The following is a 24,549-nucleotide window of genomic DNA, read 5'->3' as shown; positions in this document are numbered from 1 at the left end:
CAGCCTACTGGGTTAACAGAGGGGGCGTCGAAGATGCTGGTAGTGCGACCCGTTAAAGCGTCGGATCTTCCGGCGCTCGAACAGTTGGCAGAGCATGCAGTGCCCAGGTTGACCAACTTGCCTGCCAATCGTGAGCGGCTTCAGGAGCGCATTGCGCGTTCCCAGGACGCCTTCAATGGCGAGGTCGAGTTTCCTGAAAACGAGCACTATACCTTTGTGCTCGCTGATGATAGCCGTGAGGAAGTGTTGGGGACGGCCACGATCCGTGCCCAGGCAGGTGCCAATGAGGCTTACTACACCTATCGCCAGGAAACGCTGATTCACGCCTCGCAGCAGTTGAATGTGCGTCGTGAAGTTCAGACACTGGCACTTTCTCACGAAGTGTCCGATGCCACCCTGCTGTGCGCCTTTTCGCTGAATCCCCGCTACAAGGGCACCAGTGCCGAGAACCTGCTGCGTCGCGCGAGGTTGATGTTCATTGCCCAGTACCCAGAGCGATTTTCGCGCATCCTGGCGGTCGCGTTCCCCGGCTATCTGGATACTCGCGGCGAATCGCCATTTTGGGAAAGCGTCGGCAGGCACTTTTTTGCCCGTAGCTTCCAGGACATCAACCACATTGCAGGGGTGCGTTCGAAAAGTTTCATCGCTGAAGTGATGCCCCAGTTCCCACTCTACCTGCCGCTGTTGACGCCCCAGGCGAGGGCTTCGATTGGACGTGAACACCCCGCCCATGAAGAGGCACTTGAAGAGATGCTGGCAGAGGGTTTTGTGCGATCGCGCCATGTGGATATTTTCGATGCTGGGCCGATTGTCAAAGCCGAGAGAGACCGGCTGGAAACCTTTCGCCGCGCCGCCTGGCACCCGGTGCGTATTCGCCCCGAACACGCCTTACCCGACGCTGAACCGGCGATGATTGCCAACCAGAAGCTGGGGGATTTCCGCTGTATCGTCGCGCGTTATGCATTGTCGCCCACGGGCCAGTTGATGCTGTCGGCGGAGCACGCCGAACGGCTGGGCGTTACGGAAGGGCGAGCCGTGCTTGCCGCACCGCTTACATTACCTGCCGCGGTAGACGCCCTTGATGAAGGAGAAATGTAATGCGCATTCGACCCATTGCCCGTAATGATTTGGATGGGCTCCAGGCGCTTGCGCAGCAGGCCGGGGTAGGGTTTACCTCGCTGCCGGATAACCGCGAGTTTCTGGCCGGCAAGATAGAAGCCGCCGCCAGTGCCTTTGAAGAGCGCACCTCGGTGGATGACCGGCTCTACTTTTTTGTACTGGAAGATGAAGTCAGCGGTGAACTTGCTGGGTGCTGTGCCATTGAAGGGCAGGTTGGCCGAGAAGTGCCGTTTTACAACTATCGGCTGGGCACCCTGGCGCACTCCTCCATCCAACTGGATCTTCATCGCACTATCGACACGCTGTTTTTAAGTTCCGACCACACCGGTGATGCCGAAGTGTGCTCGCTGTTTCTGCGTCCGGAGTATCGTGGTGAAGCCAATCGCCACTTGCGCAACGGCGCGCTGCTCTCCAAGGCACGCTGGCTGTTCATCGCCCAATTTCGTGACCGTTTTCCCGATAAAGTGTTGGCGGAAATGCGTGGTGTGTTCGACGAAAATAACACCAGCCCTTTTTGGGAGAGCCTTGGCAAACACTTCTTTCCTATGGATTTCAGCGAAGCGGATCGACTCACCGGCCTTGGGCAGAAGAGCTTCATCGGCGAGCTGATGCCTAAGTTCCCGATCTACACCACGTTTATGGCCGAAGAAGCGCGTGCTTGTATAGGCCAGGTGCATCGCCATACTCGCCCAGCACTGGAAATGTTGAAGAAAGAGGGATTGCGCTGGGAAGGCTATATCGACATTTTCGACGGTGGCCCCACAGTGGAAGCCTACATTGACGATGTGCGCGCTATCCGTAATTCACGGCTTTGCCAGGTGGAAGTATCCGCCGACGCCCGTGAAGAGAGCGTCAGCCGCTGGCTGGCGGCGACCACCCATATGCTGAACTTTACCGCCAGCTGGGTAGGCCGCGCGCCCGCCGACGACCACACCATCGTGCTTAGCGAGCAAGAAGCGAGCCGCTTGGGTGTCACTGCCGGTGACTACCTTCGCCTGCTGGAAACCTGAGCCCGAAAGCCTGTACGTACATGAGCCCGCATTTACACGGCAAGGAGAGAACGATGCACGCCCAACAGCAGCAACTTATCAATGGCGCCTGGCTAGCAGGCGACGCCGCGCCGTTGAGCAAGCACGATCCCGTTTCCGGCCAACTGCTCTGGCAGGCCGCCACGGCCAGTGAGGATCAGGTCGCGATCGCTGTGAAGGCCGCTCGTAGCGCCTTTCCAAGCTGGGCGCGCACCCCCTTTGCCGAGCGCCAAGCCCTCGTCGAGCGTTTTGCCGAGGTGCTGAAAGCCCGTGGGGAAGCGCTGGCGGTGGCGATTGCCTCTGAAACCGGTAAACCCCTCTGGGAAGCGCGCACTGAAGCGGGGGCGATGGTGGGTAAGGTGGCACTATCGGTCAAGGCCTATAACGAGCGTACAGGTGAGCGGGAAAAAGAAGTGGGCAGCGCAAAAGCGGTTCTGCGCCATCGCCCCCACGGCGTCATGGCGGTGTTTGGCCCCTATAACTTCCCTGGCCACTTGCCCAACGGCCATATGGTGCCCGCGCTATTAGCCGGTAACACCGTCGTCTTCAAACCCAGCGAACAGACGCCGCTAACCGCCGACTTAACCCTCCAGTGTTGGCTGGAAGCCGGGCTACCTGCCGGTGTGATTAACCTAGTGCAGGGCGGGGTTGCCGTGGGCCAGGCACTGGCAGGCAACCCCGCGATCGATGGCCTGCTGTTTACCGGCAGTGCCAAGGTGGGCGGCATGCTGCATCAGCAGTTTGCCGGGCAGTTGGATAAAATCCTGGCGCTCGAACTGGGTGGCAACAACCCGCTGGTCGTGAAGGACGTTGATGACGAGCGTGCAGCGGTGCTCACCATTCTGCAGTCGGCATTTCTTTCCGGTGGCCAGCGTTGCACCTGTGCCCGTCGCTTGATGGTACCTGAAGGTGCAGTGGGCGACCGACTGATTGATGCGCTTTCCGAAGCGATCGCCAAGCTACACGTAGCGGGCCAGTTCGAAGAGAATCCTGCCCCATTCTATGGCGGCTTGGTCAGCGTAGCGGCGGCGGACGGCTTACTTAAGGCGCAAGATGAGCTGGAGGCCATGGGCGGTACGGTGATTAACCGCATGCGGCGCCTGGAAGAGAACACCAGCCTGTTGAGCCCCGCGCTGATCGACGTAACGGGCCTGGATGTTCCCGACGAGGAGCACTTCGGCCCACTGCTGAAAATCCATCGCTATCGCGATTGGGATGAAGCGCTCTCGCTTGCCAATAATACCCGCTACGGGCTCTCCGCCGGGTTGATTGGCGGCGATCAAGACGATTGGGACGACTTCCTGCTGCGCATTCGCGCGGGCATCGTTAACTGGAATCGCCAGACCACTGGCGCTTCTGGCGATGCACCCTTCGGCGGTGTGGGTGACAGCGGCAACCATCGTCCCAGCGCTTATTACGCGGCGGACTACTGCGCGTATCCGGTTGCTTCCATGGAAGCCGACACCCTGGAGATGCCTGAAACCCTGCCACCAGGAGTGAGTCTATGAAAGGCCGCGCCTTCAGTCGCATCAGGGAAGTCAATTTCGATGGTTTGGTCGGCCCTACCCATAATTACTCAGGACTGGCAGTCGGTAACGTCGCTTCGATGAGCCACGGTGGCCTGCTCTCCAATCCCAAGGAGGGCGCGCTCCAGGGGCTGGCAAAGATGAAGTCGCTGATGGACGCAGGCTACGCCCAGGGCGTGCTGCCACCTCAGCAGCGGCCTGATGTCGGGGCTCTGCGTGATCTGGGCTTCAGCGGCAGTAATAGCGAAGTGCTGGCCCGCGCTGCTGTCGAGGCACCACAGCTACTGCGAGCGGTATGCTCGGCCTCCAGCATGTGGACCGCTAACGCCGGCACGATTACCCCCAGCGCAGACTCACCGGATGGTCGGGTGCACTTCACGCCGGCCAATCTGCAGTCGAGCTTTCATCGCTATCTGGAGCCGCAAACCACCGGGAGAGTACTGCAAGCTATTTTCCGCGATGAGCAGCGTTTTACTCACCATCCGGTGCTGCCTGCCACACCGGCCTTTTCCGATGAAGGGGCGGCCAATCACACCCGCCTATGCGGCGAATACGGTGAGCCAGGCGTTCACCTGTTTGTGTATGGTCGACAAGCGTTTGGTGACGTGCGTAGCGGCGAGCGCGAACCCCAGCGCTATCCCGCCCGACAGACCCTGGAAGCCAGCCAGGCGGTCGCCCGCCAGCATGGGCTTACGGAAGCGCAAACTGTATTTGCCCAGCAGCACCCGGATGCCATCGATGCAGGCGTGTTCCATAACGATGTCATTGCGGTGGGCAACGGCCCCGTGCTGCTCTACCACGAAATGGCCTTCTTGGATGAAGAGGGCACGCTTGACGAGTTGCGCGCTAAAATGCACACGCCGCTGATTCCCGTGCGCGTGCCAGTCGAGGCGGTAAGCATGGAAGACGCGGTAGCGTCTTATCTCTTCAACTCCCAACTGCTCTCCAACCCGGACGGAACCATGACGCTTGTGGTACCCGGCGAATGTCAGGAGCGAGAAGCGGTCTGGCGGACGATCCAGGATCTCCTCCTGGCGGGCAACAACCCCATCGGCGAAGTAATCGTTAAAGACGTCAAGCAGAGTATGCGCAACGGCGGCGGCCCTGCCTGTCTGCGTCTTCGCGTCGTTCTGTCTGAAGCGGAACGTGCTGCGCTAACTGGCCGCGTGCTGCTCCACGATGCGCTTTATGATGACCTGACTGCCTGGGTGAATCGCCACTACCGCGACCGCCTAGCCCCGGATGATTTGGCCGACCCACAGCTGGCGGAGGAGTCGCTTGCGGCACTGGATGAACTCACCCAGTTGCTCAAGATCGGGCCTGTTTACCCGTTTCAGTTGGGATAGTAATAGCGTAAGCGTGTTGTAGGCGCCAAGGCTAAGGCTTGGCGCTGTGCACTCGCGTATAGAGATGAAATATTGATAGTGTTGATGCGACGCGAAGACTAGACCTGAAGCGGCACCAGGAATCGAGATATGACGCCTATTATTCGGCCGACTGACGACAAGGCGTTCGCGGAAAAATTAATTCGCCAAAATATGTCGGTCTATTACAACCAGCTGGATATGCACTGGGATACCGACCTGTTTGATAGACAGTGGGGCGAGTTAGACAGCTACGCGTTAGTTATAAACGCTACACGCGAGGGGCTGCTATGCATCAATCACGATGAAGAGGCCTACTATATTCGTGAGCTGCAAATTGCTCCGCAGTGGCAGCGCCAAGGCTTGGGTACAGAGGCGATCCGCTTCACGGGGGGCATTGCCCAGCAAGTGGGCATTCACTTACTTCGGCTTCGTGTGTTTTGTATCAACCCAGCCATCGCTTTATACGAGCGCATGGGATTTAGGATATTGAAAACCTCAGAGGGAGTGCACACCATGGAACGTCGCATTCTGTAGCCGTGAAAATAATATCTTTTAATGTCACCTGCTGAGCCTCTCTGCGTGGCGTCCTGCCATGATCATCACCCCGTCCGTATAGGCCCATCGTTTAGGTTGCTCTATCGGACGCTTGCTTAGTTTTACCAATGTTAAGCAGGGCAATACCGGCACCAATCAGTAGGATGCCAGGTAGCAAGCCCTCGGGAGCGGTTTCTCCCTGTAACAGTATGGCGACCGGAACACCCACCACGGCGCCCACGGACCCCAGCAAACTCAGGAATACCGGGCCACCGCTTTTCTGTAGCAGGAAGAGCAGTAAAAACTGACCCGCGAAAACCATCGCCTGTACGGCTATGAGAATAATCGGCAGAGATCGATCCGTGGGGATGTGAAGTGAGAAACCTGGCAGTAGGCCCACCCCCATTAGAAGAATAGAGGCAGCTATCAGCATCCCTGGTGCTAGCGCATCGCTGGATACTCCCACTGGCCAGCGCAGGGTCCGGTAAAGGTTGCCGATGGCCAGCAGCACAGGGCCAATCAAGGCGAGAAGAATCCAGAGATAGTCAGCATCAGGGGCGGAAAGCTTATGGAAAGCCAGGATGAAGGCACCCGCAAGGGCTGACATGACGCCAGCCGCACGCAAGAGCTGAAAGCGCTCCATGTCTAACGTCAAAGCACCGACGTAGGTGAGCAGCGGTGGCAAAGTGATAATCAACGCCACAAACCCTGCGCCGACGTTGGGGATAGCCGAGAAGAAGATCAGGTTGGCACCCGCTACGCCCAGCAGCGCTGAGATCAGGTAGTACTCGACGCTGCGAACGTTCAACGGCGGCAGATTGCGGCGGTAGGCGGCGAGCGTAAGCAGAATTAGTGCCGCCCCCGATATTGACCAATACAGAAAAGAGAGCGCGGTCAGCTGCATATCGTTGGCAAATTTAGCCAAATTAGTCGATAGACCCAGTAATGCACCGCCAGATAGCAGGTACACAAGTGGCGCAAGCCAAGCTCTTTGATGTGCGTTTTTGCGGGTAGCGATTGGTAAGGTCATTAGTCTTTGTACGAAAACTGCCTGAGTACGCCAATGTTGTGTAGCGTGTCGGCCAATTAGCTATTATGTAAACCGCGTATGAAATCAAAGAAATCTAGTGTGAAGGGCGTGGCTTGTGCGGAGCCGTTCAGTTTGAAATCTCGACGGCTGTGCCAGACACTATGATGCCTCCTTGCTCTGGTACTTCAACCTGCAGCAGGCTTAATCGACCCATAGCTTCCCCCTGTTTTATCAGAAATTTCCCAGGTACATCAATCAATTTAGCATCTCGCAAATAGCCACCCAGCGCTGCTGCTGCAGCACCAGTGGCAGGATCTTCTACGACGCCGCCGACAGGGAATGGGTTGCGTGAATGAAATAGGCCGCTGTGCTCACGAAATATTAGCTGCAGCGTTGTCAGCCCCTCTCTCGACATTAAAGCCTTTAGTTTTTCAAACTCGTAATCAAGTTGGCTCAATCGACTTCGAGAGCTAACAGCTAACACAAGATGCCATGCACCCCCATAGGCGAAGACGGGGGGAATAGCCGGATCCAGTTCATTTGGTGGCCATTGAAGTAACGCCAACACGTCATCGACCAGTTCTGCAGTGACAGGTTTATAAGTGGGTTCAACCGAGGTCAGTGCCGCCTGGATCTGACCATCCATTGTCTCTACTTTCACCGGCACCCGGCCTACTGCGGTATCTAACTGATAAGTGCCGGTACCATTTAGTCTCCCTAGCATTACGCCACTGGCAATCGTTGCATGACCACAGAAGCTAACCTCTGCCAGCGGGCTGTAGTAACGGATAGTTCTAACATCCCCGGTTACGGGTGCGATAAATGCTGTTTCTGAGTACCCAACCTCGGCAGCAATAGTTTGCATTGTCTTAGTATCTGGCAGCTCATCGCCAATCCAGACGCCTGCTGGGTTGCCCTTGGTCGGATCTGTAGAAAAAGCCGCTAGGCGATATAAATGTTCGCTCATGATGCTCTGCTCCGATTAGGGAATAACTATGAAGAGTGAATAACTATGAATAGGTAAGCTAGCTAAACCACAAGCGCTAGTTTGACTTTAAATATAGACAGTAGATCTGCTCGGTGTGGCCATGTGTATCTGTAACTCCACACGAAGAACCTGTGACTACTCGCGCAACCCTTCCGTCATCGCCTCCATAAAGGCTCGTACTCTGGCTACATGGCGCAGATCCGGGTGGGTGAGCAGCCAGAGTTGAGTGGTTAACTCCGCAATAGGATCGCTAAGGCGCAATAGCGCTTCATCTGCATCGCCGAGATAGCAGGGCAATACCGCTATGCCCGCCCCATGACGTACGGCTGATTGCATGCCCAGCATACTGTCCAGCCGATAAGCAGCGTTTTTATCCAACATCCACTTTTCCAGCGTTGCGTCGCCCAAATGTACATCTGGGCCTACCCAGTTTTCTATTGGCAGTGACGATGGCTTTAGCGGCAGCGGGGCGTTTTGCCAAAGCGCCTTTTGACCATAAATTGCTTGAGTGATATCGCTTACTTTGCGGCCTACCAGGGTTTCGGGAGGTTTACGGGTCGGGCGGATCGCGATATCAGCCTCCCGTCGCGACAAGCTTTGCAACTGATTGGAGATAACCACTTCCAGCGTAATTTCTGGGTAGCCCTGGCGAAAGCTGGCCAGTAGCGGCGAAAGCAGCCCTGCGAAAAGTGTGTCTGTGGTGGTGATTCGCAGGCTGCCGGTGAGGGTTAAATCCTGCCCAATAATGCGGCGTTCAGCGCCGTTAATCTCACGCTGTACGCGCTTGGCCGAAGCCGCAAGATCATCCCCAGCCAGGGTCGCTATATACCCTGTGCGGCTGCGCTCAAAAAGGGTAACGCCTAAACCTTTCTCCATCTCACTTAAACGCCTAAATACCGTGGCATGGCTGATACGCAACGCTCGGCTGGCGCCGGATAGCGAACCAGCCTCGGCAACCGCTAGCACAATTTGTAGATCGTCCCACCTAATATGCTGTTCATTCATGCAAGCTTATTTCTCATTTTTAGCCAATGTTTAAACACATATGAACAGGTTAGCCTGTCGTCAAACCAATCGATAGAGGAAGTGCAGAATGAATGTATTGATCGTCCTGGCTCATCCTGAACGCAAGTCGTTTAATGGCGGCCTGGTGGATGTAGCGGTAAAGCAGCTAGTGGGTGCGGGCCATGCCATCGAGGTGGATGAGCTTTATGCTGAGCAGTTTGATCCGGTGGAGCGCGCCGAACACTACTCGAATCAAGCGGTTGATGTGGACTACTTTTATCCCCTCAATGAGCAACGGGCCCACTACCAGCAAAACGCATTACCGCAGGATGTTCAGCGGGAGTTGGCGCGGCTGGAGTGGGCTGACTTGGTGATCTTCCAGTTTCCCTTATGGTGGCACGCCCATCCCGCCATTTTGAAAGGCTGGTTTGATCGCGTGCTTGTGTATGGCGGGCGCTACACGAGCCGCATGCGCTACGATAAAGGCTACTATCATGGCAAGAGGGCCATGCTGTCGGTTACCACGGGCTCGCCTGAAAGGGCATTTCAGCCCTTTGGACGTGCAGGTAACATGGTTCACTGGCTTTGGCCGATTCATTCATCACTGTACTACGTTGGCTTTGACGTGCTGGCGCCCCAGGTGAGCTACGGTATCCAGGGCGGTGGTATTCGATATCAAGCGGAAGCTGATCTCATAGACCATCTGGAGGTTTGTAAAGCGGCCTGGGTGTCTCGGCTTAGGAACCTGGATAGTGAACTGCCCATCCCCTTTGCTGGCTGGGAGGACTGGGACGATGACGGCGTTTTACGCCACGCAAGTCCACTACGATGGAGGCTGGGCTGAGCTCGTGTAGACTCTTGACTCGTCTATAAATCCGATCAGCAAAAGGTCCGACAAGCGCTATGACCACCTCTAATTACTGTTTTACCGATGCTGAGCGGCGTGGGCTTTACCGCGCCATACACGAGCGGCGCGATGTGCGTTCACAATTCCTGCCCGACCGGATTCCACCTGACGTGTTAGCCCGCCTTTTGGAGGCGGCCCATCACGCGCCTTCGGTAGGTTTCATGCAGCCTTGGGATTTTATCGTGATTGAGCGCCGCAGTGTCAGAGAGACGGTACTGGCGATGTTTGAGCAGGAGAACCGAAAGGCCGCCGAGCGCTTTGAGGGTGAGCGCAAAGAGCATTACCGCAGCCTTAAGCTGCAAGGCATTCTGGAAAGCCCGCTCAATCTCTGTATTACCTGTGACCGCAGCCGCGGCGGCCCTCATGTGCTGGGGCGCAATAGCATTGTGGAAACCGATCTTTTCAGTACTTGCCTAGCGGTGCAAAACCTCTGGCTGGCAGCGCGAGCGGAAGGCATCGGTGTTGGTTGGGTCAGTATTCTCGACCAAGAGCAGCTAAGCGTGGTGCTGAACTTACCTGAGCATGTTTATCCTTTGGCATATCTTTGCCTTGGCTATGTGAGCGAGTTTTTAGATCAGCCGGAGCTTGAAGCCAAGGGCTGGCGCGCTCGATTGCCATTGAGCGAGCTGGTGCATCAAGATATCTGGGGACAACCATTAGCCACTCGCTGGCTTGACGCACTGTAGCGCTGCCATTTATTTGCCGCTAATGTATTCGCTTCTGCTAAATAAGGCCTGGAGCAAACCATGCAGGGCGATATAACCATCCAACGGCTAAGTGCTGATGACCCAAATGCTGAAATAGTGGCGAGCTGGACATTTGAAGCCTGGGGCCATTTACATCCTGGGCTCACGCTATCGCAAGCTATTGAACGTTTAAAGACCGAGTGTGGGCAGGGCGGTGTGCCTTCTATCTTTGTAGCCATGCAAGGCAGAACCCCCGTTGGTACTGCCAGCCTAATTGCTGATGATATGAGTATTTGCCGTGAACTTACCCCCTGGCTTGCCTCTGTATTCGTCGTGCACGAATGGCGAGGGCTGGGTATTGCCTCTGCATTGGTGAAATGGGTAGAGCTGGAAGCAGTAGAAAATGGTATAGGACAATTTTATCTCTATACCCCAGATCAGCAGGCGCTCTATCGACGCTTGGGTTGGCAGGATGTAGAGAGCCTTGAGTACCGTGGGGAAGTCGTCACGGTGATGTCACGACAGTTGGGGCTCTAAGAGGCGCTTATCATCAGCGGCCGTGCCTTGCGCTAATTCGATACGCTGGCCCGGTGCCGTTCACTGCACTAAGCTGCCGCTGGAATTCAATAGACCGGTCGTTAGGGAATTAAGGGAAATATCGATGCGACGTTTGATCGTACTGCCTACTTCCCGTTCAGGGTGGGGGGTGTTAATCGCGTTCGTGGCACTGTTAATGGCGGGAATGTGGCCGATAATCGGCTTGGTCAATCGGGCTACGCTGGTATTGGGAATGCCGCTGATGGTGGTGTGGAGCTATCTGGTAATTTTTGCCTGTGTAGCGGTCATGCTGATCGGCAACCGTATTGTAGAGCGGGACGACCATGAATAGCCCATGGCCACTGCTGATTACTCTGGCTTATGTGGCTATCGCGATGGTGATTGGTCTGCGCGCACGCGGTGTGCGTGCTAACAGAGTGGATATGAACAGCCTGGAGGAGTGGGGCGTGGCGGGGCGCAGTATGGGACCGGTAACGCTCTACCTGCTGATCGCCGCCGGTAGTGTGAGTGCTTACACCTTCATGGGTGCGCCCGGTTGGGCTTATTCCAAAGGCGTCGCGGTATTTTATGTAGCGATCTACCTTGCCTATCTCGCGTTGGTCGCGTGGTACTTCGGCCCGAAGGTGTGGCAATTCGGCGAGCAGTTTGGTCACGTAACACAAGCAAGCGCTATATCTGACCGTTACGAGAGCCCTGCACTGGGGGCGCTGGCGGCACTCGTGATGGCGATCGGCTCTGTTGCCTATGCGGTACTGCAAACGATCGGCTCGGCTTATATTCTGTTTGTGATGAGCAGCGGTTTTATTCCCATTTGGTTGGGGGTTGTGCTGGTGCTGGCCTGTATTGCGGTGTATCTCTACGTCAGCGGACAGCGGGCGATTGGCCGTACCAATGCGTTTCAGGGCGTATTGATGCTGATTGTCGCCTGGGCAGTTGGTCTGTGGGCCGTGCAAAGCGCTACCGGTGGGTTAAGTTTTGCGGGGGTATTTGAGCGTATCCAGACTGAGAATAGCGAGTTTCTCACCCTGCCCGGGGCGGGAGGCGACATGAGTTTTAGCTTCTGGACAACCTCGATTATCGTTTCGATGTTCTCGTTCATGCCACCCGTTTGGACGCAGTGGATGAGTGCCTCATCGGCGCGTACCATTCGCCGCAGCGCTACGTGGTTGCCTACTTACTATGTTGTCATTCTACCCATGGTGGTGGTGGGTTTTATCGGTATTTTCAGCCTGCCTGAGTTGGAACGGGCGGATACCGTGGTGCTGGAATACGCTATGCAGCACTTGCCTGTAGTCCTGGTCGGCCTGCTGGGAGCGGGTACTCTGGCGGCCTCGATGTCCTCTAGCGAACCCTTCATTCATTCGGTGTCATTGTCGTTCAGCAAGGATGTGCTTCAGCCAATGTTGAAGCTATCCGACGCGGTCACCGGCAGGTTGGCGCGGCTGTTGATTTTACCCATCATGTTTCTGGTGATAGCCCCACTGGCGATTGCGGAGCCCGGTAGCCTAGTGATGATTCTGCTGGTGGGGCTGGGCTTTGCCTCTCAGGTACTACCTGCATTCATCGGAATGTTCTTTTGGCCGCGAGCTTCTCGCTTGGGTGTAATGGCGGGTATCGTGGCGGGTTTTCTGATTACCACGGCATTGACTACCCTTTGGCCACACCCGATGGGTATTCATGCGGGATTTTGGGGGCTAATGGTCAATTTGCCGATATTCGTCACCGTCTCATTAATGACGCCCTCTACTAATGCAGAAGTGGTTGAGCGCTTCTTTCGTATCGCGGCTCCTCGCGGGTTAACACGCTTAGGGCGCAAAGGTGGATAGTAAACGCTGACTTAATCTGTTCATGTTCATCGCTTACCCTTGCAGATAACCGCTTTGATGCACCGAGCGCTTTTTACGCACCGGGCAGACAGAATGAATACACTAAAAGGCAACGCAATGAGCCATGCACTGACTGGACATAACCGCCCTCAGAAAGTGATTGAGGCAACCCATCAGGCGAACAAGACATTGGCCACGGCCACCCGCCAAGCCAAGTACGCCAAAATGGCAGCGTCGCCTTACCGGTTTTATCGGGGAAGCAATCATCTTTTCTGGCAGGACGTTTGGCACGATTGGCGCTTTGCCCTGTTTGGCGGTTGGCCGGAAACCCAAACCTGGCTGCAAGGCGATGCTCACGCCTATAACTTTGGCGCTTATGGGCATCATGATGATCAGGTGCGCTATGGCATGGATGACTTCGACGATGCGTTAATTGGCGATTACCAGTACGACGTTTGGCGACTGGCTATCAGCGTGGTACTGGATGGTCGCGAAAACGCGGAGCTGGATGCCAAGGCGATTGATAAAGCGCTTGAAAAGCTAATAGAAGGCTATTACCAAACGCTGGCGGATCACGTCGATGGTAAGCCCATACACGCCGTGACGCTCGACACCGCCAAGGGCCCGCTGAAGCCGTTTATGAATAAGGTGGCGGATAAACAGAGCCGTGCACGGATGCTCGAAAAGTGGACGACGCTTGATGAGCAGAAAGGCCGCCAGTTCGCCGAACGTCCCGGCAAACTTGCCAATTTGCCGGCCGATGTGGCCAGCCAGTTGCGCCGTCTCATCGAGCAGGAGTATCAGCAGACACTGCAACACGCCATTAAAGAGAGTGATCCACACCATTTTCGCGTGAAGGATACGGCGCGACGTCTGGATGCCGGTACCGGTTCGCTGGGCGTGGAGCGTTACTACGTATTGATTGAGGGAGGCGTTGAGCACGAGCACGACGATATCATTCTGGATATCAAAGAGCAGGTGCCGCCAGAAGCGTTCTGGCTGATGGACAAGCCGCAGCAGCAGGCGTGGCGCAAGCTGTTTCCCAACGAAGGTATTCGCCATGCTGCTGCATTCCATGCCATTGCCGAGCACCCAGATGCCTATCTTGGCTGGCTGACGATGAACGGGAAGGTATTTTCGGTACGCGAACGCTCGCCGTTCAAGAAAGACATGCCGACCCATAAACTCTCAGGCGGTAAGTCGTATAGAAAGCTGGCGCAGCAGTGGGGAGAGATTCTTGCCCGCGAACATTTGCGCGGTGCCCAGGTGCTTAATCAGGGCGACGCGACCCGTTTTGCCAAGGCCGTTTGCCAACGACTGAAAGGTCGGGAAACGCAGTTCGTCGACGTCGTTTCAACGCTTGCGGTGGCCTATGCAGACTGCACCGAACAAGACTATGCGGTGTTTATCGATCACTTTCTGGCGACCGACTCACCCTAACTAAACCGCCGGGAACACCTGTTTGGGCTAGCGTAAAGGCCTTTGCTTGGCGCGTTTTAGTCCACACAACACAGCGGTTTCGACCGCTATGTTTGGCCTGGTAAAGCGCTTCATCAGCGAGCCTGAGTAGTTTCTGTGGTTCTTCGGTATGGCTTGGGAAAGCGGCGACGCCGCAGGAGAGAGTGATACTCCCCAGCGGTTCCTCATGATAGTTCAATGGCTGTTGAGAAACTGTATTCAGAAGGGCATTGGCGTGTTCTGTCGCTTGGTCGACGGTTGTTGCTGGCAACAGCGCCACAAATTCTTCACCACCGAACCGGCAGACAACGCCGACCCCCTGAAAGTGTTGCCGGAGTCGTGCGGCAATTTCCACCAGTACGTTGTCACCTGCGTCATGACCAAACTGATCGTTAATCAATTTAAAGTGGTCCACATCCAGCATCAGTAGCGATAGGTGGCTGTTATCCTGCTGCGCTCGGCGACACTCATGTTCGAACACAGTATTGAAATGGCGACGGTTATGAAGCCCTGTCAGGGGATCTTCGAAAGAGAGCCCTTCTAGTTCGCGCACCAATCCATCTAGTTCGGCAGTACGAGAAGCTACCTGTCGTTCGAGTGTTTCGTTGGACATCGCCAATTCTTGCTGAGTACGGCGGTAGTGCCACAGAAAAATAGCGGCGTTAGCAAACGAAAAAGCCAGTGTTCCATAGCTTAGTGGGATGGGGCGCCAGGGGAGAAATCCGTGGGCTACCAGTATATCGGTGATCAGCAGCGGCGCGAAAAAGGTGAAACTTAGCACCAGTAAACGCTGATCCAGATTGAGCTTTGGGAAACGGAATAGGGCCAGTAACAGCATGACAGGGAGAGTCACGATCAACAGGACGTCGAATATCGGAAACGTCACCGAAAGACTAATAATGCCGAGCTGAACCAAGCTAATAGCCACTACCACATAAGCGAAGTGTAAACGCCAAAGCTGGGTCAGCCAGCGTTTGGCAGAGCCTTCAAGCCAATGGCTCAATAGCAGGCCTAGCGCAACCGGTAGCATGTAATAGCTGCCTGCCCGAAGCGTATCCCAGGCAAGGGCGTTACTGGCGATCAATTGTCGAGCAGGGGCTTCCGAGATCAACATGAACCCCGCTGCGTAAGCAAACAGGGCGATGGCGCCAAACCCTCTCCGTTCAGGTCCAATCAGCGCGAAAATGGTGGCTAGAATCGCCAGCACCAGAACCAGTGCGCTAACGCCCAGATCCTGAGCAGAGTCATGAATAACCTGCTTCAAAACATCAATGCGCTCCATCATCTTAACCTCGCCCCACAAACCGATGCTGGTGTAGTAAGAGTAAAGTCGGAAAGTGAGTATTTGGCCCGCAGCGTCATCGGGTAAGTCAATCATGTGCCAGGGCCATCCCGCAAAATCGCCGCGCCCCTCATCATCGAACTCGCCATATTGATAGATCAACCGATCACCCAGATAGGCCTGACCAATCAGGTTAATACTGGTAATAAATAGTACTGAGTCATTCAATTGACCTTCTGGCAATGTGGTGCGTAACCAAAGGTGTTGATGCCCATCACGTCCTGGCGGATTGGAAGGGGAGGCCGTTGGTTGCCATTCGAGTGCATCACTATAGAGCCATGCCGGTGTGCCATCCACATTGGGCGGGGAGTCGCCCCAGCGATATTCCCACTGATTAAGTGGTAGGGGCGACGTGCTAGCTTGAAGCGTGCAAGAGATCACCATCAGGATGGCAAAGGCCATCATGAGCAGAGTGTCACGGCATTGAGAGTTACTACTAAACAGCATGGTAAATGTCCTGATTTACAGCAAGATCGACTACTATGATGTTTGCATCAACCGATGACACACTGATGGCTTATGCAGCATGGTGCACAACTTTTTGAGCGGCGATAGCCAGTTTAGCGAAAAAATTAGCCTAGGCGATGATGTTTACTTCAACGCTTGAGCACCGGTTATTTAGCCACCTTGGACACAAAAAAACCGGATCGCTCAGAATCCGGTTCACTCTTTATCTGTACCCTGGCGTAGGGCTATTAGTATTAGTGACCGCTGACGGCACCACCGACTATCCCACTACGAAAATCGCTATCACCACCGCTACGATTTTTAAGATGATTGGCCACCGTATCTTCCGGTGATCCTGCCATCTCGCGAAACATGCCCATTGAACCTAACAAAGCAGAGGATTCATAAGGCACGAAAACCCGTTCACCATCTTTTGCCATATTGGGTAATACCTTGATGTAGCTCTGGCCGAGCAGATAGCCCACCACCGTGCGCTTGTTCTCTTCGCTATCGCCAATGGCACTCAGCACCAGCTTGATCGATTCCTGCTCACCTTGGGCGCGCAGAATAGCGGACTCTTTATCGCCTTGAGCGTTAAGAATCGAAGATTCACGCTGGCCTTGGGCCATGGCAATTGCCGCTGATTTTTCACCCTCGGCTTCGGTGACGGTGGCACGGCGTTTACGCTCGGCGGCCATCTGCAGGCGCATGGCGGTTTCCACTTCTTCTGGCATGGCAATATCCTGCACTTCGACACGGGAGATTTTGACCCCCCACTTGGAAGCAGGCTCTTCCATCGCCGCCTGAATCTCGTTATTGACCTCTGCACGGGACTCAAACAGCTTATCCAGTTCCATCTTGCCGACCACTGAGCGTAGCGTGGTCTTCGCAAGTACTTCGACGGCCTGGCTCATGTTTTCGACTTCATAGACCGCCCGCTTAGGGTCGATGATTTGATAGTAGAGCGCGCCGTTAATGCGCACGGTGACGTTATCGGTGGTAACGACCGGCTGGCCTGGGAAATCCATCACCGTTTCGCGGCGATCGATACGGGTTTCATCGGAGGTGATGGCGGTGTAGTCCTCACCCATTTTGCGGTAACGCAGCATGGTGATTGCGCGGGGTTGTTCGATAAACGGAATGATGATGTTGATGCCGCTTTCTAACACACGGTGGAAGGAACCAAGGCGTTCAACCACCATTACTTCCGATTGGCGAATAATGATCAATCCTTTAGAAATGATCACTACCGCGATCAGTACAATAATAAGGCTTATTAATAAACCGGGGCTAATAGGTAAATCCATTATTAAGGCTCCTTGCGTTGGGAATTGTCATCTTGAGGGTCGATGTCTGCAGGCTGAGGCAACGTGACCAGCGCAGTGGCGCCCTCAAAACGTTGGAACACGACCGGTGTTCCATTGGGTAAATCCGTTTCACCGCTTTCAAGCACACGTAAACGGTAGAAATCGCCGTTTACCTTAATGCCGGTGGCATCATCAAAATCCCGGCGCAAAGTCGTATAGCGATTGCCTTTTTCGACGCCCGTGCCGGTGGTGCCATAGGCAACACCACGAGGAGAGAAGCGTGGACGAATGACCATGATGCATAGCGGCAGCAGCACTCCTGCAAAAATAGCCATGCTGAGTAGTTGCCAGGGGAGCGTTAATCCCAACGCTGTAACGGCGGCGGTAAGTGCCGCGGCAATGCCCAGCGCAAGCAGCACCATTGCGCCAGAAGTAAGCTCTGCCAAACTTAATAGCAAGGCGAGTACTAGCCAGCTGTAAGCCGGGTTCCAATCCATATGCACTCCAATGCTAGCGACGAGGGTTGCTCAACAGAGTAACGTACTTAGCTCAACTTGGCCTGTGGGCAGCCTGTAAGCTTTAAACTTTCATTACCGCTATTGCCGATAACAGCATTGTTATGCCGATTTATGCCAACCACCATTGCCCATTCCTCGAACCCACTTCGCTTTGAAGATGGCTACAAGTCTATGTGTAATAGCTGGAGTGATAGTCGTGCGTCTGTCTATGCAGAGAATCTTGACAGTCATGGCGGGCTCTGTAAGCGTATTGCTTGGCGACATTTTATCCTTCAGGCTGATCAATACCCCGCCACGTCATAAACCGATAACCGCCAACAAGCTGTGAGGGCTGTCGATTTCGATAGGTCATCTCTTCGGGCTGCTTGTCATGCAATCCATAAGCAAACAACAGCCCTACTGGCTCGGGTAACTCAGGCGGCGACTCTTCCCTTGTCCACTGATACCAACTGTTAGCTAACTGAGAGTGATGACGAAGCGTAGCCCGCGCATGCAAATAGGTGTTTCTGTCAGTTGAACGTTCGCGGCGGCGTATATCCTGCGCCTCGCTGTCAACATCCTCGAGCCAGCCCCAAGACTGCTGTAAGGAGGCTATAGCCGCATCAATTTCGGCTTGCTCAGCCCTCTGAAGTGACCACTCTTCTTGCTCTCCAGAAATAGACGCCACCAGTGAACCAATGGTGCGATGGTAATAACGGTTTGGCAACGCATCTTCGCGTGCTTCTAGAGCGGCTAGCGTATCCTGATAGTCGCGGTAACGTTGAGCTAGCCAGGCCAGATAAACCAGGGTATGGGAGCGGAAGTTTTCAGCTGTAGGGCTTTGTAGAGAACTGGTATATCGTTGATAGTGACGTGCTAAGGCGGGTAATGAATAGCCTTCGATTTGATCGTTCAGCTCAAACATTTCAGCAAAACGGCGACCTCTAGAAACCAAACTATCCAACGGCGGAAAAGGGACGCCGGCGATAGTGGCACGGCGATACATGCGATGCAGGGCAGCACGCGATAATTCTGCGCTGGCTTTCTGTTCGTCGGCTACTAGGCCACCGCCAATATCTTCGCTAATGCCGGGGCACAGTTCTTCATTCCACTGCGAATTTTCCGCTCCAAGCGGACGGCAGAGGCGGTAAAAAAGCCGCTCATGGGCTGCGGCTAGATGCAGCGCTCGCTGGCAACCTGGATGTAACTCTCCTCCATCATCAAGCACCGGGCTTAATGGGTGAAACCAATCCAGCAGTCCCATCTCGGCATGGGTACGGTCTACACAGTCCAGCAAGCCTACGAATACCACTTCCACATCACTGTCCTGATAAACAAAACGTTCTCCATCCTGATCACACACTTCCTCCAGCAGCCGCCGTACAAATGCTTTAGCCATGGCGGCACCAAAGTCGAAGCCAAAGACAGAGACGCGTATTCTGGCCAACGGTAGCTCACTATTTTGCTTGATATCAGCAACGCTGTTGTGGAAATCGCGAACAGCGGAGGAGAGGCGGGTGTGGCTCCCACTCATCAACAGGTTAGCGGCAATGGAGGTGTCCCTGATAGGCGCAGCGGCTTCAATACCCGTGCGAATAGCGGCATCCCGGGCCGCTTTTACCCAGTTCCAGGGTTGAGTAATGGATACTTTAAATGAACGCCCAAAAACCTCGTACCAGCGCCCCGAGCCACCACCGGAGAGAACTTCTTTTGCGGCATCCGTGCCACTGGAACGCAACTGCCCTTCACCCGTTCCGACGGCTTCGCCAGGAACGCGGTGCGCAGCACCCACCACATCATCGGAAAGGCTGGAGTCGAATGGAGTACCTAGTCCGGAGTAGTAATGCTTACGAAAAGCATTACTTATTTGGTCGTCTTCACCCCAGAAGTGGGCTAAAAACATTGCCGCTATATTGCTAATTTTTCCCCTAGATAAATCACTCTCAAGATTTCGATTTATCCCATCAAAGAAAAAACTAATATCAAGAGCTTTTCGGCAGTCTGCACCATATATATTAGAGGTGCCATATGCATTTCTAGCGTCAATAGCCTGGATGCATTCTAAAGTAATTTCATTCACTCCTACTCTCCCCTTTGTTCCGGTAATACTCTAATTTTGGGGAGCGGATATTGTTGCTCCATATTAAATCAACTTTATTGTTGGGTAAGAAGTGAACATGTAAATACTGATCATCTCGCTTATATTCTGGCATGGGCAGGGTAATGCTATGTCTTTCTTCTTCCAATCCTGCCTCGATGTCATCGGGAGTAACATCCAGAATCCACACTACCTCGACAGTATCTCCTTTGAAAGACCAGCAGCAGGTGGTGCCTCCATTTCCTCCCCAATTACCATCGACCCAATAACTAAAAATAGGTCTGTTAGTGTGGTTATATCCTGCTAAAGAGCCACTTTTTGATGAATTAAAAAGCATGCTCCAAGCTACCCATGTGACTCCTAAACCAGCCAGTATGAATTTAAGCCAGTTAGGTAGTAGGCGCATATAACGGCTTATTGCCCAGCGTACTAACATGGTAAATAATTCCTTTTTTTCATAATGAATTCCGCACATTAATCATAGCTGTGATACTTATCCTTTAGCCGTTCAGAAAGCGGAGATTGTAAGTCTGGACTCCAAGCAATCTCGACTTGATTGTCAGGGAGAAAGTGGACATGCAAATACTGATTTTCTCGGCTAAACACTGGCATAGGGAGGTTTAAGATATTTCTTTCTATCTCTAAGCCCTGACGACGCTGCTCTCCAGTTACACTTAAAATCCATTCCACTTCGATAGTATCTCCACGGAAAGACCAACAACAGGTTGTGCCTCCATTTCCTCCATAATTACCATCTACAAAATACCTTCCTAAAGGTCGGTCAGTATGGTTATGGCCGACCAAACTTCCACTCTTTGATGTATTAAAAACTATTCCCCAGGCAAACCATATAATGAAAAAGGCAGCCAACACTACCTGAAGCCAAACAGGCATCAGACGCATGTAGCGGCTTATTACCCAACGGACTAACACTCTTCAGCCTGCTGGTAAGTGGTTGTCAGTAAGTCAGCCAGCGTGGCTTCATCACTAGACGCGCGCTGTAAAAGGCTTTGCATATCATCTGATGCCCAGGCGTCGTTACCCTGGCTTAATTGCACATAGAGAAAGGTTCTTTTGTCGGCAATGGCGGTCAAACCATGGTTGCTGGCTTGCATTAGCGCTTTAGCCACCTGACCGGGTCGCTCGCAAAGACATATCCCTTCAAATAATGACGGTGAAAAATCGACTAACTCGGCGGTTAATTGCATAACCTCCGGATCACCGTGTAGGGATTGCCAGCGGGCTTCATCTACTGTCAGTTGCCACGGAGGCAAACTCTCTGGCAAGGCGTTCCCTTCAAGAGCCGTCCAGCCTAATGTTGCATCTCGATACCACCAGCGAGTAACACCTAAAAACAGTGTGTTTGTTGGATTCTCAAGCGCATCCTCGTGCAACTGGGTAATGACATCGGGGAGATAAAAGCGTAGCAATGAGCGCTGCTTGTGCGGGTTTTCCACCGCCATGGACGGAGCTAAATGGCTAGCCAGTTCAGTTCCGATAAGTGGACTCTCGATCCAGCCTTGTAAAGCACATACGATGCCGTCAAGCGTTAGCAGTTTATCAAGTTTGTCTTGCCTAACCTGTAACACCCACGGGCCTTCGCGCTGCAAATGGGGCTGGCTTTCATCTTTAATTAGCGGCCAATACTGGCTGTCTTGAACCAGCTCATTGAACAGTGTCGTTCTTGCGGCTACGGGTAGGTGTGCTAGCTCAATTAAGGCATAGCGCTCTATTTCAGAGGCTTGTGATGATGAAGAGCGTTGCCATGGCGGAAGAGTGTCAGCTTTCATGCTTGTTCCCCAGGTATCGCGCTCTGGCCTTCAGCTAATGCTTTCTGCCAGCACTCTTCGCATACCTCTGGCAGCTTAAGGTTGGTCTTCAATAGTGCAACTTGTGAAATATTATCGATTCGCTCATGCACCTCCGCCATCGCATGCCCCGGAAGCAGTGGGCTTTCTACCGCCTGCCCCGAACCATTGCCAGGGCTACCGCCTGCATTGACGCGTACTTTAGGGCCGACCATCGTAACGCCGCCGCCATCCAGTTTGAGAAAGCTACCCCCTGCGTTCAGGGTGAGTTCGTCACCGGCTTCCAGTACTACTTTGTGGCCTGCTTTGATGTGCAGTTCGCGGCCGCTTTCGCTGAGCCATGCTTGGCCTGCGCTGATATGCAGTGTCCCTTGTACCGTGAGGTGCTGCTGGCCTTCGGTGTGTTCAAAACGGTTGCCGTGCACCGTGTGGTGATCGTCGTTATCGATCTCGCTGATGCGGTCGTTATTGACCTTCAAGAAACTGTCGTTGCGAATCTCTTCGATGCGGTCATTAAGCGTGAGCAGTTCTAAGTCTTTCTGGGCGTGGAGCCAGATTTGCTCCTCTCCCGCTTGGTCTTCAAAGCGCAGTTCGTTGAAGCCTTCAGCCTTGTGGCTTTGGGTGCGCAGCACCGTGCGGGTTTTGTGTTCTGGCAGCGGGTAGGGCGCGGTGTTGACGGCGTGGTAGGTGCGCCCGGTGATTAAGGGCTGATCAGGGTCGCCTTCCAAAAACGAGATGATGACCTCGTGGCCGATACGAGGAATGGCGATACTACCGTAACCGCCACCTGCCCAGCCTTGAGCCACTCGCACCCAGCAGCTGGCTGTGTCGTTGGGTTCGGCGTAGCGATCCCAAGGAAACTGTACTTTGACCCGGCCGTGTTCGTCGCAGTGAATCTCTTCGCCTTCGGGGCCCACCACAAAGGCGACCTGGGGACCGTCTACCCTAGGCTTAGGGTTGGGCGTAGCTCGCCACGGGGTATCACCGGGGATGAGGGTGACTTGATTGTGATAACGCGTCATACCATTCGCGTCACCTTGTGTCATGCCATCTTCTTCCAACGCCTGGGGCTGTTCGCCATGGTGGACCACTTCAATGGCTTGCCAGTCGTGGTTGAGGCTGTCGGTGTCGTGGTCGGTGAGGGTAAAGCGCACGCCAGGGGCGAGTTCGGGCAGGTCGCTTTCGGCGTTGGCGGTGAGCGCTTCACGGCGTAGCTGTTCCAGGCGAATACGGGTAAAGGGCTTGCCGGAGGCGTCCTGCTTGTAGCGGCCGGGGTAGTCGTAGTGTTCGTAGTCAGCATTCTGACCATGCGCTTCTACATCGCGGCCTAGGTGTTCATGCAACTGCGCGTAGGCCGGATTTTTAAAGCTGTAATCTTTGAGCGTGGCGGAAGCGGCAGCCACTCGCGCTTTGTGACTAAGCTTGCGAACATGGCGGGTGGGGGCGGTGCCACCTGCGCGGCTGTTATAGGGCCGTTCGCCGAAATTGGTAAGCACCTGAGGATCATCAGCGAAGACCAGCCGGTGGCTGTGCTCTTCAAATTCATGGAAGTAGAACAGGCCTTCTTCAGCGGCCAGGCGTTCGATAAAAGCGAGGTCGGTCTCGCGGTACTGTACACAGTATTCACGCTGCTCCGGCTCACGATTAAGCGCAAAGGTCACATCGGTAATGCCCTGCTCGTCGCACAGGGTGTTAATGATCGTGAGCGGGTCGATTTTTTGGAAAATACGCGAGTTCTGGCGCAGCGAGAGCCGCCATAGCGCGGGGCGCAACACTAAAGAGTAGAAGGTGCGGCGATGGCCTCGGTCGCCTCGGCCTAATGCGCTGATGATGCCGTGTACCCGACGTAGTACTTTGCCACCTTGCCAGATGGTTAGTGACGCGTCGCGATCCAACAGCTCGGCGGCATCCAGGTTGCCATCTTTACTGGCTACATTGAGTACCAGCTCAAAGGGCCGGGAGAGGGCTTCACGGTGGGTGAAGTCGACCACGGCAATTTCGTCAACGCCGGGTAGCATCACGGTAAAGTGTAGTCCGGTGCTGAGTGTCATGCCCCCTCCAGGAGTAATCGCTAATCGTAGCCAAGATAAATGAGAAACGATCAGGATAATGTCCTAGCCTGGGACGACAACCCCCGGTGGGAACCTAACGGCAATGTCTTACAAAGCGTGTCGTCAATGTCTTACAAAATAAGAGGATGATGGTTAAAAAGTGATCAATTTTGCACTCGTGCATGGTGGGAGAGGTGCTATCCTGCCAATCTCTATCGATAGAGAGCATCAAGGAGAAGCGAGTGTCAGGCGTGGTTTACTGGCTGGATATGGCAGGTGTCATCGTGTTTGCGCTGTCGGGCGTGATTTTGGCGTGCCGTTCGCGCATGGATCCGATCGGTATGCTGGTGCTGGCGTCAGTGACCGGTATTGGCGGGGGCACACTGCGTGATTTAGTCCTCGGCGTTCGGCCGGTGTTCTGGGTGACAGACCCGACCTATCTGTGGGTGATTTTAGCCACCGTGGGCGTATCAGTAATGGGGTTTCACTATATCCACCGCCTGTCCCGGGGCTTTTTGCCCATCGCTGACGCGTTTGGCCTTGCGCTGTTCACCGTTATTGGTGCCCATAAAGCGTTGCTGCTGGGCACATCTGGCATGGTGGCCGTATTGATGGGCATGATGACCGGTGTGGCCGGTGGCATGATTCGTGATGTATTGGCCCAGCGGGTGCCCATGGTGCTGCGCGAAGAGATTTACGCGACGGCCGCGATGGCGGGGGGGATTGTTTACGTGGCACTACATGCTTTGAGTGTGCCGCTCGCTATAGCGATTGCCGCTGCATTAAGCGTGACATTAGGGCTACGTTTGGCGGCGATCCATTGGCACCTGGCATTGCCGGTCTTTGCCTGGGTGACGGTGCCGCCAAAAACCCTTGATGAGGCGGCGGCGCCCCTTTCTACGCCACAAAAGGCCAAAGAGCGGGTGAGGATGATTCGCCGCGATCGCAAAAAGACGAGGGATTAATG

General features: G+C 54.4%; 23 protein-coding genes. 12 read left to right on the top strand and 11 right to left on the bottom strand.

What is annotated here, in order from left to right; all coding sequences use genetic code 11:
• Nucleotides 1–33 precede the first annotated feature (33 nt).
• The 5 genes from AC5TBW_RS13580 (at nt 34) to AC5TBW_RS13560 (ending at nt 5,574) form a co-directional block, all read left to right on the top strand.
• The gene (locus AC5TBW_RS13580; RefSeq protein WP_495509071.1) at nt 34–1,098 is read left to right on the top strand and encodes an arginine N-succinyltransferase; all 1,065 of its coding nucleotides are present in this window, start codon (nt 34–36) and stop codon (nt 1,096–1,098) included.
• A complete protein-coding gene (astA, locus tag AC5TBW_RS13575) occupies nt 1,098–2,129 on the top strand; it encodes an arginine N-succinyltransferase (RefSeq protein WP_495509070.1) in 1,032 nt (343 codons plus the stop codon). Before AC5TBW_RS13580 ends, astA begins: the two co-directional genes overlap by 1 nt.
• A 53-nt stretch (nt 2,130–2,182) precedes the next feature.
• Nucleotides 2,183–3,655: a succinylglutamate-semialdehyde dehydrogenase gene (gene astD / locus AC5TBW_RS13570; RefSeq protein WP_495509069.1), complete on the top strand. Its 1,473-nt coding sequence runs from the start codon at nt 2,183–2,185 to the stop codon at nt 3,653–3,655.
• The gene (gene astB / locus AC5TBW_RS13565) at nt 3,652–5,019 is read left to right on the top strand and encodes an N-succinylarginine dihydrolase (protein WP_495509068.1); all 1,368 of its coding nucleotides are present in this window, start codon (nt 3,652–3,654) and stop codon (nt 5,017–5,019) included. Before astD ends, astB begins: the two co-directional genes overlap by 4 nt.
• A gap of 129 nt (nt 5,020–5,148) precedes the next feature.
• Nucleotides 5,149–5,574, top strand: a complete 426-nt coding sequence (locus AC5TBW_RS13560; RefSeq protein ID WP_495509067.1) for a GNAT family N-acetyltransferase — start codon at nt 5,149–5,151, stop codon at nt 5,572–5,574.
• 91 nt (nt 5,575–5,665) lie between these two features.
• On the opposite strand, the gene AC5TBW_RS13555 is transcribed toward AC5TBW_RS13560, so the two are convergent.
• The 3 genes from AC5TBW_RS13555 to AC5TBW_RS13545 form a co-directional block, all read right to left on the bottom strand.
• Nucleotides 5,666–6,544 carry a DMT family transporter gene (locus AC5TBW_RS13555; protein ID WP_495509066.1) on the bottom strand — a complete coding sequence of 293 codons (879 nt, stop codon included), beginning with the start codon at nt 6,542–6,544 and terminating at the stop codon, nt 5,666–5,668.
• A 187-nt stretch (nt 6,545–6,731) separates the two neighbouring features.
• Nucleotides 6,732–7,571 carry a PhzF family phenazine biosynthesis protein gene (locus AC5TBW_RS13550; RefSeq protein ID WP_495509065.1) on the bottom strand — a complete coding sequence of 280 codons (840 nt, stop codon included), beginning with the start codon at nt 7,569–7,571 and terminating at the stop codon, nt 6,732–6,734.
• A 156-nt stretch (nt 7,572–7,727) separates the two neighbouring features.
• Nucleotides 7,728–8,597, bottom strand: a complete 870-nt coding sequence (locus AC5TBW_RS13545) for a LysR family transcriptional regulator (RefSeq protein ID WP_495509064.1) — start codon at nt 8,595–8,597, stop codon at nt 7,728–7,730.
• An 88-nt stretch (nt 8,598–8,685) separates the two neighbouring features.
• On the opposite strand from AC5TBW_RS13545, the gene AC5TBW_RS13540 reads away from it, so the two are divergent.
• From AC5TBW_RS13540 to AC5TBW_RS13515, 6 genes are all read left to right on the top strand, one after another.
• The gene (locus tag AC5TBW_RS13540; protein ID WP_495509063.1) at nt 8,686–9,441 is read left to right on the top strand and encodes an NAD(P)H-dependent oxidoreductase; all 756 of its coding nucleotides are present in this window, start codon (nt 8,686–8,688) and stop codon (nt 9,439–9,441) included.
• Nucleotides 9,442–9,500: 59 nt separating this feature from the next.
• Nucleotides 9,501–10,190: a 5,6-dimethylbenzimidazole synthase gene (gene bluB, locus AC5TBW_RS13535; protein WP_495509062.1), complete on the top strand. Its 690-nt coding sequence runs from the start codon at nt 9,501–9,503 to the stop codon at nt 10,188–10,190.
• A 60-nt stretch (nt 10,191–10,250) separates the two neighbouring features.
• On the top strand, nt 10,251–10,727 hold the full coding sequence (locus AC5TBW_RS13530; protein WP_495509061.1) for a GNAT family N-acetyltransferase: 477 nt from the start codon (nt 10,251–10,253) through the stop codon (nt 10,725–10,727).
• A 124-nt stretch (nt 10,728–10,851) separates the two neighbouring features.
• Complete coding sequence (locus AC5TBW_RS13525; protein ID WP_495509060.1) at nt 10,852–11,079, top strand: hypothetical protein; 228 nt, start codon at nt 10,852–10,854, stop codon at nt 11,077–11,079.
• On the top strand, nt 11,072–12,574 hold the full coding sequence (locus AC5TBW_RS13520; RefSeq protein WP_495509059.1) for a sodium:solute symporter family protein: 1,503 nt from the start codon (nt 11,072–11,074) through the stop codon (nt 12,572–12,574). The genes AC5TBW_RS13525 and AC5TBW_RS13520 overlap by 8 nt, the downstream gene beginning before the upstream one ends.
• 117 nt (nt 12,575–12,691) lie before the next feature.
• Nucleotides 12,692–14,014 (top strand): DUF2252 domain-containing protein, encoded by a 1,323-nt coding sequence (locus AC5TBW_RS13515; RefSeq protein ID WP_495509058.1) that lies wholly within the window; start codon nt 12,692–12,694, stop codon nt 14,012–14,014.
• On the opposite strand, the gene AC5TBW_RS13510 is transcribed toward AC5TBW_RS13515, so the two are convergent.
• The 8 genes from AC5TBW_RS13510 to AC5TBW_RS13475 all read right to left on the bottom strand — a co-directional run bounded on the left by AC5TBW_RS13510 (nt 13,980) and on the right by AC5TBW_RS13475 (nt 23,582).
• The gene (locus tag AC5TBW_RS13510) at nt 13,980–15,821 is read right to left on the bottom strand and encodes a GGDEF domain-containing protein (protein ID WP_495509057.1); all 1,842 of its coding nucleotides are present in this window, start codon (nt 15,819–15,821) and stop codon (nt 13,980–13,982) included. The two genes, AC5TBW_RS13515 and AC5TBW_RS13510, sit on opposite strands and share 35 nt — an antisense overlap.
• 254 nt (nt 15,822–16,075) lie before the next feature.
• Entirely contained in the window at nt 16,076–17,128 is a 1,053-nt protein-coding gene (locus AC5TBW_RS13505) for an SPFH domain-containing protein (protein WP_495509056.1), read from the bottom strand.
• A gap of 2 nt (nt 17,129–17,130) precedes the next feature.
• Nucleotides 17,131–17,625: a nodulation efficiency, NfeD-like protein gene (locus tag AC5TBW_RS13500; protein ID WP_495509055.1), complete on the bottom strand. Its 495-nt coding sequence runs from the start codon at nt 17,623–17,625 to the stop codon at nt 17,131–17,133.
• 286 nt (nt 17,626–17,911) lie between these two features.
• Nucleotides 17,912–19,528: a T6SS phospholipase effector Tle1-like catalytic domain-containing protein gene (locus AC5TBW_RS13495; protein WP_495509054.1), complete on the bottom strand. Its 1,617-nt coding sequence runs from the start codon at nt 19,526–19,528 to the stop codon at nt 17,912–17,914.
• A 169-nt stretch (nt 19,529–19,697) separates the two neighbouring features.
• Entirely contained in the window at nt 19,698–20,159 is a 462-nt protein-coding gene (locus AC5TBW_RS13490) for a DUF3304 domain-containing protein (RefSeq protein ID WP_495509053.1), read from the bottom strand.
• Between the two features lie 38 nt (nt 20,160–20,197).
• A complete protein-coding gene (locus AC5TBW_RS13485) occupies nt 20,198–20,626 on the bottom strand; it encodes a DUF3304 domain-containing protein (RefSeq protein ID WP_495509052.1) in 429 nt (142 codons plus the stop codon).
• Nucleotides 20,627–20,649: 23 nt separating this feature from the next.
• Entirely contained in the window at nt 20,650–21,513 is an 864-nt protein-coding gene (locus tag AC5TBW_RS13480) for a DUF4123 domain-containing protein (RefSeq protein ID WP_495509051.1), read from the bottom strand.
• Nucleotides 21,510–23,582: a type VI secretion system Vgr family protein gene (locus AC5TBW_RS13475; protein WP_495509050.1), complete on the bottom strand. Its 2,073-nt coding sequence runs from the start codon at nt 23,580–23,582 to the stop codon at nt 21,510–21,512. Before AC5TBW_RS13475 ends, AC5TBW_RS13480 begins: the two co-directional genes overlap by 4 nt.
• A 242-nt stretch (nt 23,583–23,824) precedes the next feature.
• Here AC5TBW_RS13475 and AC5TBW_RS13470 point away from each other — a divergent pair, with 242 nt between their 5' ends.
• On the top strand, nt 23,825–24,547 hold the full coding sequence (locus AC5TBW_RS13470; RefSeq protein WP_495509049.1) for a trimeric intracellular cation channel family protein: 723 nt from the start codon (nt 23,825–23,827) through the stop codon (nt 24,545–24,547).
• The last annotated feature ends 2 nt before the right edge of the window (nt 24,548–24,549 follow it).

The sequence above is a fragment of the Vreelandella sp. ssv genome, assembly GCF_059448525.1.
This window is presented reverse-complemented; position numbering and strand designations above follow the sequence as displayed.